Genomic DNA, 15,430 nt, shown 5'->3' on the forward strand with positions numbered 1-15,430 from the left:
GTACATCGAATTGCGGTACAATCAAAAGAGAATCCATTCAGCGCTCGACTACCGGACCCCGAATGAATTCGAACAGGCCTGGTACGCGTCACGCAGAGCGGCCTGAAACATGAAGGGAATCACCGGCCCGGAATTCGTCCCACCGCCCAGTATGACTATGCCGGGGCGTCCAGTCACGAGGTGCTCAAGGAAACCACCCCGAAGGGCACCTATCAGTTGACCTACGGGCGCACGGACGCGCAGGGCCTGCCGGTGATCGAGCAGTTGAAGAAGGACAACCTGACCGCGTACGTCGAACACGACCCGGTCACCGGGCAACCGGTCATGCTGCGCACCGCGTCGGGGAAACAAGCCCTCTACATCATCGACGGCACCGGCAACCCGGCCGCGTTGATCACCGACGCCGCGTACCGGGCGTTCGCCTACGACTACGACCCGTACGGCACGCCCACCCTGACCAAGGTCTCCGGCGGCAACGCCGTCAACCAGAACCCCTACCTGTTCAAGATGGGACTCCAGGACCGCACCACCGGCTGGGTCAAATACGGGGCCCGCTGGTACAACCCCGGCACCGGCCGCTGGACCCAGATGGACACCCTCGACACCCCGCTGAACCCCGCCAACGCCAACCGGTACGCCTACGCCGCCAACGACCCCATCAACAACACCGACCCAACCGGACGAGCGTCGTTTGGCGAGTTCCTTGGAGGGCTCTTCAACACGGCTGTAACAGCCACAGGTGCGCTACTGGCGGCCGGTACAAAGACTAGCCCTGTCACGTTAGTCATCGCGGGGGGTGCCGCATGCCTGGGAGGCGCTCTCGCCGAGGCAATCGGGAACAAGATCGATGAGGGGAGAAACTCTACGCTGGGAGAAGTCGGGGTTGGTTGTGTGCATGGGATTGCCTTCTACGTAACCGGTGCAGCGATAGGCAAGTTTGGTAAATATGTCAGAGGCAGTGCTGAATGACAACTGTTCTTCTTACCCTGACCGCGCTGGCCTTTGTGACGTCCGTCTTCTTCATCTTCAAAGCGAGCAACGGGAACGCGAGCAGGAAGGTTCGCACCAAGTACCACATCGTGGCCGTTGTCTGCATCTTGGTAGGGATGGCCGCGATCATATGGTCGACCCAATCGGGATGACTACCTTCCTTGCGGCAATGAATGAGCCACGATTACTGCTAAGTCGATAAGACTATCAGTCCCTTGTCACTCAATGAGCACAGCGACTTATTGGCTGTCGTGATGATGGCAACGCGTGTGACCTGGGGTAGATCAACTCAGCTCATGTCAACTCAAGCTCCCGCACCGCAGGCCTGCTCGATCTTCCACGTCGAGCAGGCCTTACGGCGTCTGTGATCTTCCAGCGTGCTACATGCCAGCTCTCCACTCAACCGGTCGGTGACCGGTCCTGCGGAACGTCCGCCGGGTGCCCTTCCGCATGTCCGAAGCCGTCGGAAGTCGCAACCGACTGCCAGGCCTTCGGGGGACACTACCGACTGCCGGGCGGAGGTGACCCGTGTCGTCGTACCCGGAACCCCGGCCCGTAGACTGGAGCCGCCATGGACTCCACCACCCCTGATCCCCTCCGCGCGCCCGGGACACCCACCCAGAACTCTCCCGCCCTCGACCCCGCCGTCGCCGTCCGGTTGAAGCGGGACGACGCCGGGCTGGTCGCCGCGGTGGTGCAGCAGCACGACACCCGGGAGGTGCTGATGGTCGGCTGGATGGACGACGAAGCCCTGCACCGGACGCTGACCACCGGCCGGGTCACCTACTGGTCCCGCTCCCGGCAGGAATACTGGCGCAAGGGCGACACCTCGGGCCACGTCCAGTGGGTCAAGTCCGTGGCGCTGGACTGCGACGGGGACGCCCTGCTCGTCACCGTCGACCAGGTCGGCGCCGCCTGCCACACGGGCACCCACACGTGCTTCGACGGCCGCGGCCTCGCCGCCGTCGTCGGTCCCTGACGAACACCGGCTCGAAGGCCCGACCAGACCGCCCCGGCCTGCGGGCACCACAGAGAAACCGCCAACAGAAGGAGCCCGTCAGCCTCATGGCCGCGCTCGGCGTCGTCAGTCCCACCCGCGACGAGTTCCGCGAACTCGCGGCGCACCGGCGGGTGATCCCGGTCCGCGTCCGCGTCATCGCCGACGGCGTCACCCCCGTCAGCCTCTACCAGCGGCTCGCCAGGGACCGGCCCAACACCTTCCTGCTCGAGTCCGCCGCCGTCGGGGGGCTGTGGTCCCGATACTCCTTCATCGGCGTCAACTCGCGCGCCACCCTGACCACGAAGGACGGGCAGGCCCACTGGCTGGGCCCCCCGCCGCAGGGAGTGCCCACGGACGGTGATCCGGTCGCCGCGCTGCGCGACACCGTCGAGGCCCTGCGCACCGACCGGTTCGACGGGCTGCCCCCGCTGACCAGTGGCATGGTCGGCTTCATCGGCTGGGAGTCGGTGCGGCACTGGGAGAAGCTGACCAGCCCGCCCGAGGACGACCTGCACCTGCCCGAGCTGGCCATGAGCCTGGTCTCCGACGTCGCCGTCCACGACAACAAGGAGGGCACCGTCTGGCTGATCGCCAACGCGATCAACTTCGACAACACCCCGGACCGGGTCGACGAGGCCTGGCACGACGCCGTCGACCGGGTCCACGCGATGCTGCGCACCCTCGCCGAGCCGCACCCGGTGGATCCGGTGCTGGTGCTCGACGGCGATGGCACCGAGGACATCGACGTCGCCGACTCGTTCGGGACCCGGGTCCGGGAGTCCTGGCCCGAGGCCGACTACCTGGCTGCGATCGAGCACGCCAAGCGCGCCATCGTCGACGGCGAGGTGTTCCAGGTCGTCATCTCCCGCCGGTTCGAGGCCGACTGCCACGCCTCGCCCCTGGATGTCTACCGCGTGCTGCGCCGCACCAACCCGAGCCCCTACATGTACCTGTTCCGGCTGCAGGACGCCGACGGCCGGGACTACTCGATCGTCGGCTCCTCCCCGGAGTCCCTGGTCAAGGTCGAGGGCGACACCGTGATCACCCATCCGATCGCCGGATCCCGGCCCCGCGGCGCCACCGCCGAGGACGACGTCGCGCACGCCGAGAGCCTGCTCGCCGACGAGAAGGAGCGCTCCGAACACCTGATGCTCGTCGACCTGTCCCGCAACGACATCTCCAAGGTCTGCGTGCCCGGCACCGTCGAGGTCACCGAGTTCATGCAGATCGAACGGTTCAGCCACATCATGCACCTCGTCTCCACCGTGCTGGGCCGGCTCCGGGACGACGCCACCGCGTACGACGTGCTGGCGGCGACCTTCCCGGCCGGCACCCTCTCCGGCGCGCCCAAGCCCCGAGCCATGCGCCTGCTCGACGAGCTCGAACCGCACCGGCGCGGCGCCTACGGCGGGGTCGCCGGCTACCTGGACTTCGCCGGCGACATGGACATGGCCATCACCATCCGCACCGCCCTGCTGCGGGACGGGACGGCGTGGGTGCAGGCCGGTGGCGGCATCGTCGCCGACTCGGACCCCGCGACGGAGGCCCAGGAGTCGGTCAACAAGGCGGCCGCCCCGGTGCGAGCGGTGTTGCTCGCCTCCCGGCTGCGGGAGGTCGACCACGCCTGGCTGGACGCCCGGGAACGGGCCGACGAGCATCAGCACGCGGGCCACCGGATGGCGGCCCGGTTCGAGACGACCGAAGGGCAACGCCGATGACGGCCGCCGGATCCGGCGCAGAGACCACCGCCACGAAGCGCGCTCGCCGGCCGCGTCCGACCCGGGCCCGCACGGTGCTGCTCACGGTGGCCGCCGCCGGTGCGGTGTTCCTGACGACCACCCAGACGTGGGTGTACGCCACTCTCACGTCGGGGACCGTGCGCAGCATCGATGCCGCGGTCAACGGGGCCGACGCCGCCCGCGCGGTCACCGCACTCGCTCTGGTCGCCCTCGCCGGTGCGCTCGCGATCAGCATCGCCGGCCGGATCGCCCGGGTGGTCGTCGCCGTCCTCATCGTCCTCGCCGGGTTGGGCTGCGCCGCCGCGGCCGCCACGGTGCTGGCGGACCCGGCGGCCGCCGCGAACGGGCAGATCGCCAGCCAGTCCGGCGTCACCGGGGGCGCCATCGCCGCCAGCGTGACCGGGTGGGCTGTCGCCGCCGTCGCCATCGCCCTGCTGCTCGCCGCCTGCGGCGTCCTGGTCCTGATCGTCGGCCGCCGCTGGGACCTCGCCCGCCGGTTCGAGACGCCGGCCACGGCCGCCGCGCACCCGGATGAACAACCCGGCACGAGCGGGGAACCGGGCGGCGCACCCGGCGAGACGCCCGGATCCGGTCTCTCGCCCGGTTCCGAACCGGTCGACGACATCGACAGCTGGGACCGGCTCACTCGCGGTCAGGACCCGACCGTTCCCGGAGGTACGATGCACAGCCCCGGCGTCCCCGGACGCACTCCCCACGACAAGCCTGGCGATGACCGGTGAGCTGGATCATATTCGATCGCCGACGCTGCCCGGGCGTGATCGGGTGAGAGAGCCGGTGGCAGAATGGACCGGAAGCGCCGCGAGCGAGCAGCCAGACGAGAGGACCCCGCCGATGAGCACCGGAACGCACGGCCGATACGAGGACACCCCCCTGGAGGAGGGCGTCAACTCAGCCCATCGCAAGGCCGACCTCCTGCCCATCGGCCACGGCAACAGCCCGGCCGCCTGGACCTGCGTCGGCGTGATGGCCTTCGGCGTCATCGTCGGCTGCCTCGCCTTCGTGTTCGCCAACGTGCCCTTCTTCGTCGTCGGCGTCGTCATCATCGTCATCGGTCTCATCGCGGGTTGGCTGCTCCGCCGCGCCGGATACGGTGTGGGGGGCGACAAGATCAAGAGCAACCACGCGTGAGTGTCCTCGACGACATCATTGACGGGGTCCGGGCCGACCTGAGCGCGCGGCGGCGGGAGGTCGGCGACGCGGACATCGAGCGGTCCGCCGCTGCTGCCGTCCCGGCCAGGGACGCCTTCGCCGCCCTCGGCGGCGGCGTCGTGGGTGCCGACCGCCGACTGCGGTTGATCACCGAGGTCAAACGGGCCAGCCCGTCCAAGGGCGACCTCGCCGCCATCGACGACCCCGCCGCCCTGGCCGCCGCCTACGAGACCGGGGGAGCGGCGGCGATCAGCGTGCTCACCGAGCAGCGCCGCTTCCGCGGTTCGCTCGCGGACCTCGACGCCGTCCGCGCCGCCGTGTCCATCCCGGTGCTGCGCAAGGACTTCACGGTCGAGCCCTACCAGATCCAGGAAGCCCGCGCCCACGGTGCCGACCTGGTGCTGCTCATCGTCGCGGCCCTGGACCAGCGGACCCTCGTCGACTTCCTCGCCCTGACCCATGAGCTGGGCATGAACGCCCTGGTCGAAGCGCACACCGGCGCCGAACTGGAGCGGGCCCTGGACGCCGGTGCCCGCATCGTCGGGGTCAACACGCGCAACCTCAAGACGCTCGACGTGGACCCGGGGGTGTTCGCCCCGCTGGCCGGGATGATCCCGGGCGACGTCGTGGCCGTCGCCGAGTCGGGCGTGGTGGACGCCGACGACGTCGCCGCGTACGCGGCCGCGGGCGCCGACGCCGTGCTCGTGGGCGAAGCGCTGGTGCGCAGCAGCCTCGGCGCGGGCGCCGACCCCGCCGACGCGGTGCGGCGTTTCGCCGCCGCCGGCACGGGCGCGCAGACCGAACGAACCGCACCCGAGAACACCTGAGAACACCGAGCAGACCGAGCGGACACGATGACCGAGCACCCCACCCCGACCTCCGCACCCGAGACCCCGGCCGGACCTTTCCCGGCGCGGTCCGGGAGCGAGCCGAGCCCGGCCGACGGCTTCCTGGCCGGCAGCCTGCGCCATGCCCCCGGCCCGTGGTTCGGTGACTACGGTGGCCGGTGGATGCCCGAGTCGCTGATCGCCGCCCTGGACGAGCTCACGGACACCTTCGAGAAGGCCAAGGCGGACCCGGACTTCATCGCCCGGGTGAAGGACCTGAACCGGAACTACTCCGGCCGGCCCTCGCTGCTGACCGAGGCGAAGCGGTTCTCCGCCCACGTCGGGGCGCGGGTCTTCCTCAAGCGCGAGGACCTCAACCACACCGGCAGCCACAAGATCAACAACGTGCTCGGTCAGGCGCTGCTGGCCGCGCGGATGGGCAAGACCCGGCTGATCGCGGAGACCGGTGCCGGCCAGCACGGCGTCGCCAGCGCCACCGCGGCCGCCCTGATGGGCATGGAGTGCGTCGTCTACATGGGCGCCGAGGACACCCGCCGGCAGGCCCTCAACGTCGCCCGGATGGAACTGCTCGGCGCGACCGTCGTGCCCGTCACCAGCGGTTCCCAGACCCTCAAGGACGCCATCAACGAGGCGTTGCGGGACTGGGTCGCCAACGTCGACTCCACCCACTACCTGCTCGGCACCGCCGCCGGCGCCCACCCGTTCCCCGCGCTCGTCCGGTACTTCCACGAGGTGATCGGCGACGAGGCCCGGGAGCAGATCCTGGCGCAGACCGGCCGCCTGCCCGACGCCGTCACGGCCTGCGTGGGCGGCGGCTCCAACGCGATCGGCATCTTCCACGGCTTCCTCGACGACCCGTCCGTGGAGCTGTACGGCTTCGAGGCCGGGGGCGACGGCGTGGAGACCGGTCGGCACGCCGCGACGATCACCCTGGGCCGGCCCGGGGTGCTGCACGGCGCCAACACCTACCTGATGCAGGACGAGGACGGGCAGACCGTCGAGTCCCACTCCATCTCGGCGGGCCTGGACTACCCCGGCGTCGGGCCCGAGCACTCCTGGCTGCACGACATCGGCCGGGCGACCTACGAGCCCATCACGGACGCGGAGGCGATGGACGCCTTCCGGCTGCTCTGCCGCACCGAGGGCATCATCCCCGCCATCGAGTCGGCGCACGCCCTCGCCGGCACCCTGAAGCTCGGGCAGCGCTGGGCCGCGCAGGACGAGGCCGCCGCCCGGGAGAAGATCATCGTCGTGTCCCTCTCCGGCCGCGGAGACAAGGACGTGGCCACCGCCGCCGAGTGGTTCGACCTGCTGGACCCGGACAGCGCCGAACAGGAGATCGGCGAGGAAGGGGAACAACTGTGAGCACGCCCGAGAGGACCGATGCCCCCACCGGCACCGCCGTCACCTCCCGCGCGGCTGCCGCGATCGACGCCGCCCGCGCTCAGGCCCGTGCCGCCCTGATCGGGTACCTGCCCGCCGGTTATCCGGACGTGGCCACCAGCATCGACGCCGCCGTCGCACTGGCCGAGAACGGGGCCGACATCATCGAGATCGGCGTGCCCTACTCCGACCCGGTGATGGACGGACCCGTGATCCAGGCGGCCACCACGGCGGCCCTGGCGGCCGGCTTCCGCGTCGCCAGCGTGTTCGACGTCGTCCGCGCCGTCACCGAGCGCACCGGCGTCACGGTGCTCGTGATGACCTACTGGAATCTGGTCAAGCGGATGGGGGTCGCCGAGTTCGCGCGCCGGCTCGCCGAGGCCGGCGGCGCCGGGTTGATCACCCCGGACCTGACGCCGGACGAGGCCGACGAGTGGGTGGCCGCCTCCGACCGGTACGGCCTGGACCGGGTGTTCCTGGCCGCGCCGTCCTCCAGCGCGGAGCGGCTCGCCATGGTGGCGCGGGCCAGCCGCGGCTTCGTCTACGGGGTCTCGATCATGGGGGTCACGGGTGCCCGTGCCGCGGTCAGCGACGCTGCGGAGGCGGTCGTCGCCGGCTCCCGCGACGCCGGCGCCGAGCGCGTCTGCGTGGGCCTGGGCGTCTCGACGCCCGAACAGGTCCGCGAGATCGCCGGCTACGCCGACGGCGTCATCGTCGGCAGCGCGCTCGTCGCGGCCCTGCGCGACGGCGGCCCCGCCGCCGTCGGGCAACTGGCCGCGTCACTACGCAGCGGAACGAGCAGGGGCAGCGGAACGAGCAGGGGCCGCGGGACGAACCCTGACAGCAGCGCCGGCACCGGGACCGGCGTATGAACGCCCTCAGCGTGGTCGCGAGCATCCCCAGCCCGAACTGGTCCGGGTTCACGCTCGGCCCGTTCAGCGTCAAGGCGTACGCCCTGTGCATCCTCGCCGGCATCGTCGTCGGCCTGCTGCTCACCCGGCGGCGCTGGCTGGCCCGCGGCGGCGACGACGACTCGCTGTGGTCGATCGCGGTGTGGGCCATTCCCGCCGGGATCATCGGCGGCCGGCTCTACCACGTGTTCTCGTCCCCGGACGCCTATTTCGGTCCCGGCTTCAACGGCACCGGTGACCTCTGGCTGATCCCGCAGATCTGGCGCGGCGGCCTCGGCATCTGGGGCGCCGTCCTGCTCGGGTTCATCGGCGCCTGGATCGGCGCCCGCCGGGCGGGGGCACGTATCCTCGTCTTCGCCGACGCCGCCGCCCCCGGGCTGCTGCTCGCTCAGGCCATCGGCCGGCTCGGCAACTGGTTCAACCAGGAGCTGTTCGGCGGTCCGACCACCCTGCCGTGGGGCCTGCAGATCGACCCGTCCAGCCCCACGTTCCCCGCCGACTATCCCGCCGGCACCCTGTTCCACCCCACCTTCCTGTACGAACTGCTGTGGAACCTCGCCGGGGTCGCGGTGCTGCTGTGGGCCGACCGCCGATTCCGGCTGCACGGGGGTCGGCTGTTCTGGCTCTACGCCGCGATCTACACCCTCGGCCGGGTCTGGATCGAGGCCCTGCGCATCGACGACGCCGAACTGATCCTCGGGTTCCGGCTGAACGTGTGGACGTCCATCCTGGTGTTCGCGGTGGCGGTCGCCATGTTCTGGTATCTGGGCGTCCGGCAGCGTCGACACCCACCGGCGGAGCGCGCACTGATCGAGTCCGGTGCCGACCCCGGTGCCCACGATGTGGACAATGGCGACCGGAGTTCGGACGCGTCGCCGTCGCCGGACGGTCCGGACGGCGTCGGGCACCGTGCTACGCTCGGTGCCACGGAAAGCGAGCAGCCTGCGGCGGCCGACGAACGACGCCGTTCCTGAAGCCCCACGGAACCGCGCAGCACCACCGCCTGCGGTCCCGGGCCACCCCCGGTCCCCGGCTCCGGTGCCGCCCCGACCCGGAAGACACCGGGTGAGTCCGTACCGTTCATCTCTGCGCATTCGATGCGCCCCGGGGCCAGCGTCGTCCCCCTCACGCCCCTCCCGGGAAGGACACGCCATGACAGATCAGCATCCGTCACCGCTGCCCGAGAACACGTCCGGCCGGAACACATCCGCGAACCCGGTCGTGGACGTCAGCGTCGAGACCGCTCAGGACACCGACGCGCGAGCGTCCGAGGTCGCCCACCCGTTCCAGGAGTTCAGCGCCGCCCCCGGCAAGCAGGGTCTGTACGACCCCGAGAACGAGAAGGACGCCTGCGGCCTGGCGGTGATCGCGACCCTGCGCCGCGAACCGGGTCACGACATCGTCGACGCCGCCCTGACCGCGCTGCGCAACCTCGAACACCGCGGCGCCGTGGGCGCCGACGAGGGCACCGGCGACGGCGCCGGGCTGCTCACCGAGGTCCCCGACGCGTTCCTGCGCGCCGTCGTCGACTTCGAGTTGCCCGAACAGCACCGCTACGCCGTCGGTACCGCGTTCCTGCCCGCCGACGAGGGCGAGCGGCGGACCGCCGTCGAGGGCCTGGAGGAGCTGGCCGAGCGGGAGGGGCTGACCATCCTCGGCTGGCGCGACGTGCCCGTCGTCGCGGACCTCGTCGGAGCGATGGCCCGGCAGACCATGCCGTACTTCCGGCAGCTGTTCCTCGCCGTGACCGACACCGTGACCGACACCGTGACCGACACCGTGACCGACACCGTGACCGACACCGTGACCGACACCGCGACGGGCACGGACACGGCTGCGGACCGGACCACGCTGGAGGCGCGCGCCTTCCGGCTGCGCAAGCGGGCGCAGAACACGTACGGGGTCTACTTCCCGTCCCTGTCCTCCCGCACGCTGGTGTACAAGGGGATGCTGACCACCGCGCAGCTGGAGCCGTTCTTCCCGGACCTGTCCGACGCGCGGTTCACCACCCGGCTCGGCATCGTGCACTCGCGGTTCTCCACCAACACGTTCCCGTCCTGGCCGCTGGCCCAGCCGTTCCGGACCATCGCGCACAACGGGGAGATCAACACCGTCAAGGGCAACCGGAACTGGATGCGGGCCCGCCAGTCGCAGCTGAGCAACCCGCTGCTGGGTGACAGCCCCGAGGGGCTCTACCCGATCTGCACCCCCGGCGCCTCCGACTCGGCGTCGTTCGACGAGGTCGCCGAGTTGCTCATGCTCTCCGGCCGGCCGATCGAACACGCCATCATGATGATGATCCCGGAGGCCTGGGAGAACCACGCCACCATGGACCCGGACCGGCGGGCGTTCTACGAGTACCACTCCATGATGATGGAGCCGTGGGACGGGCCGGCGTGCGTGTCCTTCACCGACGGGGTGAAGGTCGGCGCCACCCTGGACCGCAACGGGCTGCGCCCGGGCCGGTACTGGGTCACCGACGACGGTCTGGTGGTGTTCGCGTCCGAGGTGGGCGTGCTGAACATCGACCCCGCCCGGGTGGTCCGCAAGGGCCGTGTGGCTCCCGGGAAGATGTTCCTGGTCGACACCGAGGCCGGGCGGATGATCGAGGACGACGAGATCAAGGCCTCCGTCGCGGCGTCCAACCCGTGGGCGGCGTGGGTGAAGGAGAACCTGCTCAGCCTCGAGGACCTGCCCGAGCGGGAGCACGTCACCCACACGCGGGCGTCCATCACCAAGCGGCAGCGCACGTTCGGCTACACCGAGGAGGAACTGCGCATCCTGCTCGGCCCGATGGCGCGCACGGGCGCCGAGCCGATCGGCGCCATGGGCTCGGACACCCCGATCGCGGTGCTCTCCGAGCGGCCCCGACTGCTGTTCGACTACTTCGTCCAGTCCTTCGCCCAGGTCACGAACCCGCCGCTGGACGCCATCCGGGAGGAACTCGTCACCTCCATGCGGTGCTCGCTCGGTCCGAACGGGAATCTGCTCAACACCGGGCAGGTCCGTGCGCAGCAGATCCGGCTGCCGTTCCCGGTGATGAGCAACGACCAGCTCGCGAAGATCTCCGCGCTGCGCGGGCCCGACGACGAGGCGCGGAGCATGCGGGTGCGCGGACTGTACCGCCCCGAGGGCGGGGAAACCTCCCTGCAGGCCCGGCTGGCCGAGATCAACGAGAAGGTCTCCGGCGCCATCAACCGCGGCGTGCAGTACGTCATCCTCTCGGATCGCGACTCGAACGCGCAGTGGGCGCCCATCCCGTCGCTGCTGCTGCTCTCCTCCGTGCACCACCATCTGCTGCGCAGCGCCAACCGCACCCGGGTCTCCCTGGTCGTCGAGGCCGGGGACGTGCGGGAGGTCCACCACGTCGCCCTGCTGGTCGGCTACGGCGCCTCCGGCGTCAACCCGTACCTGGCGATGGAGAGCTGCGAGGAGCTGGTGCGCAACGGCACCCTCGAGGGCATCAGCGCCGAGCAGGCGGTGAGCAACCTGATCAAGGCGCTCGGCAAGGGCGTGCTCAAGATCATGTCCAAGATGGGCATCTCGACCGTCGCCTCCTACTGCGGGGCGCAGACGTTCGAGGCCCTCGGCCTGTCGCAGTCCCTCGTCGAGCAGTACTTCACCGGCACCACCAGCCAGCTCGGCGGCGTCGGCCTGAAGGTCATCGCGGCGGAGACGGCGGCCCGGCACCGGGGCGCCTACCCGCCCGACGGCGGTGACGAGGACCCGCACCGGGGCCTGGAGACCGGTGGTGAGTACCAGTGGCGCCGGGAGGGCCCACCCCACCTGTTCAGCCCCGAGAACGTGTTCCGGCTCCAGCACGCGACCCGCTCCCGCCGGTACGACGTGTTCAAGGCGTACACGAAGGGTGTCGACGACCAGTCCAAGGCGCTGATGACGCTGCGCGGCCTGTTCGCGTTCCGGGACGGCGTCCGTCCCCCGGTGCCGCTGGCGGAGGTCGAGCCGGTCAGCTCGATCGTCAAGCGGTTCTCCACCGGCGCCATGAGCTACGGCTCCATCTCCCGGGAGGCGCACGAGACCCTCGCGATCGCCATGAACCGGTTGGGCGGCAAGTCCAACACCGGGGAGGGCGGCGAGGACGTCGAGCGGCTGCTGGACCCGCAGCGCCGGTCCGCGATCAAGCAGGTCGCCTCCGGCCGGTTCGGTGTCACCAGCCTGTACCTGACGAACGCGGACGACCTGCAGATCAAGATGGCCCAGGGCGCCAAGCCGGGGGAGGGCGGCCAGCTGATGGCCGGCAAGGTCTACCCGTGGGTGGCCCGGACCCGGCACTCCACCCCGGGGGTGTCCCTGATCTCCCCGCCGCCGCACCACGACATCTATTCGATCGAGGACCTCGCGCAGCTGATCTTCGACCTGAAGCGGTCCAACCCGGCCGCCCGGGTGCACGTCAAGCTCGTCTCCGAGGTCGGCATCGGAACGGTCGCGGCGGGGGTGACGAAGGCGAAGGCCGACGTCGTGCTCGTCTCCGGCCACGACGGCGGCACCGGCGCCTCGCCGCTGAACTCGCTCAAGCACGCCGGCGCCCCGTGGGAGCTCGGCCTGGCCGAGGCGCAGCAGACGCTCATCCTGAACGGGCTCCGGGACCGCGTCGTCGTCCAGGCCGACGGGCAGCTGAAGACCGGGCGCGATGTCGTGATCGCCGCCCTGCTCGGCGCCGAGGAATTCGGGTTCGCGACCGCGCCGCTGGTGGTCTCCGGCTGCATCATGATGCGGGTCTGCCACCTGGACACCTGCCCCGTGGGCGTGGCCACCCAGAACCCCGAGCTGCGCGCCCGGTTCACCGGCAGGCCCGAGTTCGTGGTCAACTTCTTCGAGTTCATCGCCGAGGAGGTGCGGGAGATCCTCGCCACGCTCGGGTTCCGCACGCTCGCGGAGGCCGTCGGGCGGACCGACGCCCTGGACACGCAGCCGGCCGTCGACCATTGGAAGGCCGACGGGTTGAACCTGGACCCCATCCTGCACGGGCCGCGTTTCGGTGCCGACGTGCCGCGGCGGAACCGGGTGGGCCAGGACCACAACCTCGACAAACACTTCGACAACCACCTGGTGGCGATGGCGACCGAGGCCATCGAGCACGGCACCCCGGTGACGATCTCCGCGGACATCGTCAACACGGACCGATCCGTGGGCACCATGCTCGGGCACGCGGTGACCCGCCGCCACCAGCTGACCACCCTGGCGCAGAACACGATCGACGTGACCCTGACCGGCCAGGCCGGGCAGTCGCTCGGGGCGTTCGTGCCCGCCGGGATCACCCTGCGCCTGTTCGGCGACGCCAACGACTACGTCGGCAAGGGGCTGTCCGGCGGCCGGATCATCGTCCGGCCGGACCGGGCCAGCCACTTCGCCGCCGAGCAGGAGGTGATCGCCGGCAACGTCATCGGCTACGGCGCGACCAGCGGCCAGGTGTTCCTACGCGGCCTGGTCGGCGAGCGGTTCCTGGTCCGCAACTCGGGGGCCACCGCCGTCGTCGAGGGCATCGGGGACCACGGCTGCGAATACATGACCGGCGGCGTCGCCGTCGTCCTCGGCCCCACCGGTCGCAACCTCGGCGCCGGCATGTCCGGCGGCACCGCCTACGTGCTGGACCTCGACCCGGCCGCGATGAACACGGACAGCATCGCGTCCGGCGACCTGGCGCTGCTGCCCCTGGACGCCAACGACGTCGAGCTGGTCCGGTCCCTGATGATCACCCACCACGCCGAGACGGAGTCCGCGCTCGCCGAACGGCTGCTCGCGAACTTCGACCAGACCGTCGGCCGGTTCACCAAGATCCTCCCGCGCGACTACTCCGCGGTCCTCGCGACCCGGAACCGGGCGGAGGCCGAGGGACTGGACCCCGACGGCGACGAGGTGTGGACCCGCATCCTGGAGGCGACGACCCATGGCTGATCCCCGCGGCTTCCTGAAGACCCGCGACCGGCAGACCCAGCCGCGCCGGCCCGTTCCGGTGCGCATCATGGACTGGAAGGAGGTGTACGAGCGGCAGGAGAAGGGCGTCCTGCAGGCACAGGCAGGCCGCTGCATGGACTGCGGCGTGCCGTTCTGCCACCAGGGCTGTCCGCTGGGCAACCTGATCCCCGAATGGAACGACCTGATGTGGCGGGACCGGCCGCGTGAGGCGATCGAGCGGCTGCACGCGACCAACAACTTCCCGGAGTTCACCGGACGGCTGTGCCCCGCCCCGTGCGAGGCGTCCTGCGTGCTCGGCATCAACCAGCCGGCCGTGACGATCAAACAGGTCGAGGTCTCCATCATCGACGAGGCCTTCGACCACGACTGGGTGGAACCGGTGATCCCCACCCGGGTCACCCACCAGACCGTCGCCGTCGTCGGCTCCGGACCGGCAGGGTTGGCGGCCGCTCAGCAGCTGACCCGCGCCGGCCACACGGTGGCGGTGTACGAGCGCGACGACGCGATCGGCGGCCTGCTGCGCTACGGCATCCCCGACTTCAAGATGGAGAAGGTGCACCTGGACCGGCGGCTGGCGCAGATGGAGGCCGAGGGCACCCGGTTCCGGCCGGGCGTCACCATCGGGACGGACATCTCCTTCAGCGCGCTGCGCCGCCGGTACGACGCCGTCGTCCTCGCCACCGGGGCCACCGTCCCGCGGGACCTGCCCATCCCGGGCCGGGAGCTGGCCGGCGTCCACTTCGCCATGGACTACCTGGTCCCGCAGAACCGGATCGGCGCCGGTCAGCGGGTCGATGCGCCGGTCGACGCGGCCGGCAAGCACGTCGTCGTCCTCGGCGGCGGTGACACCGGTGCGGACTGCATCGGCACCGCCCACCGGCAGCGGGCGGCCTCCGTGACCACCCTGGCGATCGGCAGACGGCCCGCGGAGGAACGTGCCGAGCACCAGCCGTGGCCGATGTTCCCCACCCTGTTCGAGGTCGCCTCGGCCCACGAGGAGGGCGGGGAACGCACCTACCTGGCCTCGACGGTCGAGTTCGTCGGCGACGACGAGGGTCGGGTGCGGGCGCTGCGGGTCGCCGAGACGGAGTTCCGCGACGGGCGGCGCGTGCCGAAGCCGGGCACCGAGCGGGAGATCCCGGCGGACCTCGTCCTGCTGGCGCTCGGCTTCACCGGGCCGGAGACGGAGTCGCTGACCGCGCAGCTGGAGACCGAGTTGGACGAGCGGCGCGCCATCGCCCGAGACGGTTATTACATGACCAACGTGGACGGGGTGTTCGCCGCCGGTGACGCCGGCCGCGGGCAGTCCCTGATCGTGTGGGCGATCGCCGAGGGCCGGGCGTGCGCGGCCGCGGTGGACACCTGGTTGCGCGGCAGCACCCGGCTGCCGGCCCCGGTGGCGCCGTCGGACCGGCCCATCGACCTGCTGCCGCTCTGACGCGGGCGTCGAGC

At 70.9% G+C, this 15,430-nt stretch carries 12 protein-coding genes; all 12 read left to right on the forward strand.

The genetic code is table 11. The features are described 5' to 3' along the window. Window positions 1-10: 10 nt before the first annotated feature. On the forward strand, window positions 11-106 hold the full coding sequence (locus tag BKD30_RS17080; protein WP_408033364.1) for a hypothetical protein: 96 nt from the start codon (window positions 11-13) through the stop codon (window positions 104-106). 74 nt (window positions 107-180) lie between these two features. Beyond that, window positions 181-969, forward strand: coding sequence for an RHS repeat-associated core domain-containing protein (locus tag BKD30_RS08390; RefSeq protein WP_076703950.1), 789 nt, complete (start codon window positions 181-183; stop codon window positions 967-969). Window positions 970-1,561: 592 nt separating this feature from the next. Next, on the forward strand, window positions 1,562-1,969 hold the full coding sequence (gene hisI / locus BKD30_RS08395; protein ID WP_076703952.1) for a phosphoribosyl-AMP cyclohydrolase: 408 nt from the start codon (window positions 1,562-1,564) through the stop codon (window positions 1,967-1,969). An 86-nt stretch (window positions 1,970-2,055) separates the two neighbouring features. Continuing rightward, window positions 2,056-3,708, forward strand: a complete 1,653-nt coding sequence (locus tag BKD30_RS08400; protein WP_083956152.1) for an anthranilate synthase component I — start codon at window positions 2,056-2,058, stop codon at window positions 3,706-3,708. Continuing rightward, entirely contained in the window at window positions 3,705-4,469 is a 765-nt protein-coding gene (locus BKD30_RS08405) for a Trp biosynthesis-associated membrane protein (protein WP_076703953.1), read from the forward strand. The genes BKD30_RS08400 and BKD30_RS08405 overlap by 4 nt, the downstream gene beginning before the upstream one ends. Before the next feature lie 112 nt (window positions 4,470-4,581). Further along, window positions 4,582-4,878, forward strand: a complete 297-nt coding sequence (locus BKD30_RS15895; RefSeq protein ID WP_076703955.1) for an HGxxPAAW family protein — start codon at window positions 4,582-4,584, stop codon at window positions 4,876-4,878. Then, window positions 4,875-5,726: an indole-3-glycerol phosphate synthase TrpC gene (gene trpC, locus BKD30_RS08415; protein WP_076703956.1), complete on the forward strand. Its 852-nt coding sequence runs from the start codon at window positions 4,875-4,877 to the stop codon at window positions 5,724-5,726. The genes BKD30_RS15895 and trpC overlap by 4 nt, the downstream gene beginning before the upstream one ends. Window positions 5,727-5,753: 27 nt before the next feature. Beyond that, window positions 5,754-7,112 carry a tryptophan synthase subunit beta gene (gene trpB / locus BKD30_RS08420; protein WP_083956154.1) on the forward strand — a complete coding sequence of 453 codons (1,359 nt, stop codon included), beginning with the start codon at window positions 5,754-5,756 and terminating at the stop codon, window positions 7,110-7,112. Continuing rightward, window positions 7,109-8,002: a tryptophan synthase subunit alpha gene (trpA, locus tag BKD30_RS08425; RefSeq protein WP_076703958.1), complete on the forward strand. Its 894-nt coding sequence runs from the start codon at window positions 7,109-7,111 to the stop codon at window positions 8,000-8,002. Before trpB ends, trpA begins: the two co-directional genes overlap by 4 nt. Next, window positions 7,999-9,015: a prolipoprotein diacylglyceryl transferase gene (lgt, locus tag BKD30_RS08430; RefSeq protein ID WP_083956155.1), complete on the forward strand. Its 1,017-nt coding sequence runs from the start codon at window positions 7,999-8,001 to the stop codon at window positions 9,013-9,015. Before trpA ends, lgt begins: the two co-directional genes overlap by 4 nt. Before the next feature lie 178 nt (window positions 9,016-9,193). Further along, on the forward strand, window positions 9,194-13,957 hold the full coding sequence (gene gltB, locus BKD30_RS08435) for a glutamate synthase large subunit (protein ID WP_083956156.1): 4,764 nt from the start codon (window positions 9,194-9,196) through the stop codon (window positions 13,955-13,957). Further along, window positions 13,950-15,416, forward strand: a complete 1,467-nt coding sequence (locus BKD30_RS08440; RefSeq protein ID WP_076703959.1) for a glutamate synthase subunit beta — start codon at window positions 13,950-13,952, stop codon at window positions 15,414-15,416. The genes gltB and BKD30_RS08440 overlap by 8 nt, the downstream gene beginning before the upstream one ends. The last annotated feature ends 14 nt before the right edge of the window (window positions 15,417-15,430 follow it).

This window comes from Tersicoccus phoenicis, assembly GCF_001968835.1.
GTDB classification, from domain to species: Bacteria; Actinomycetota; Actinomycetes; order Actinomycetales; family Micrococcaceae; genus Tersicoccus; species Tersicoccus phoenicis.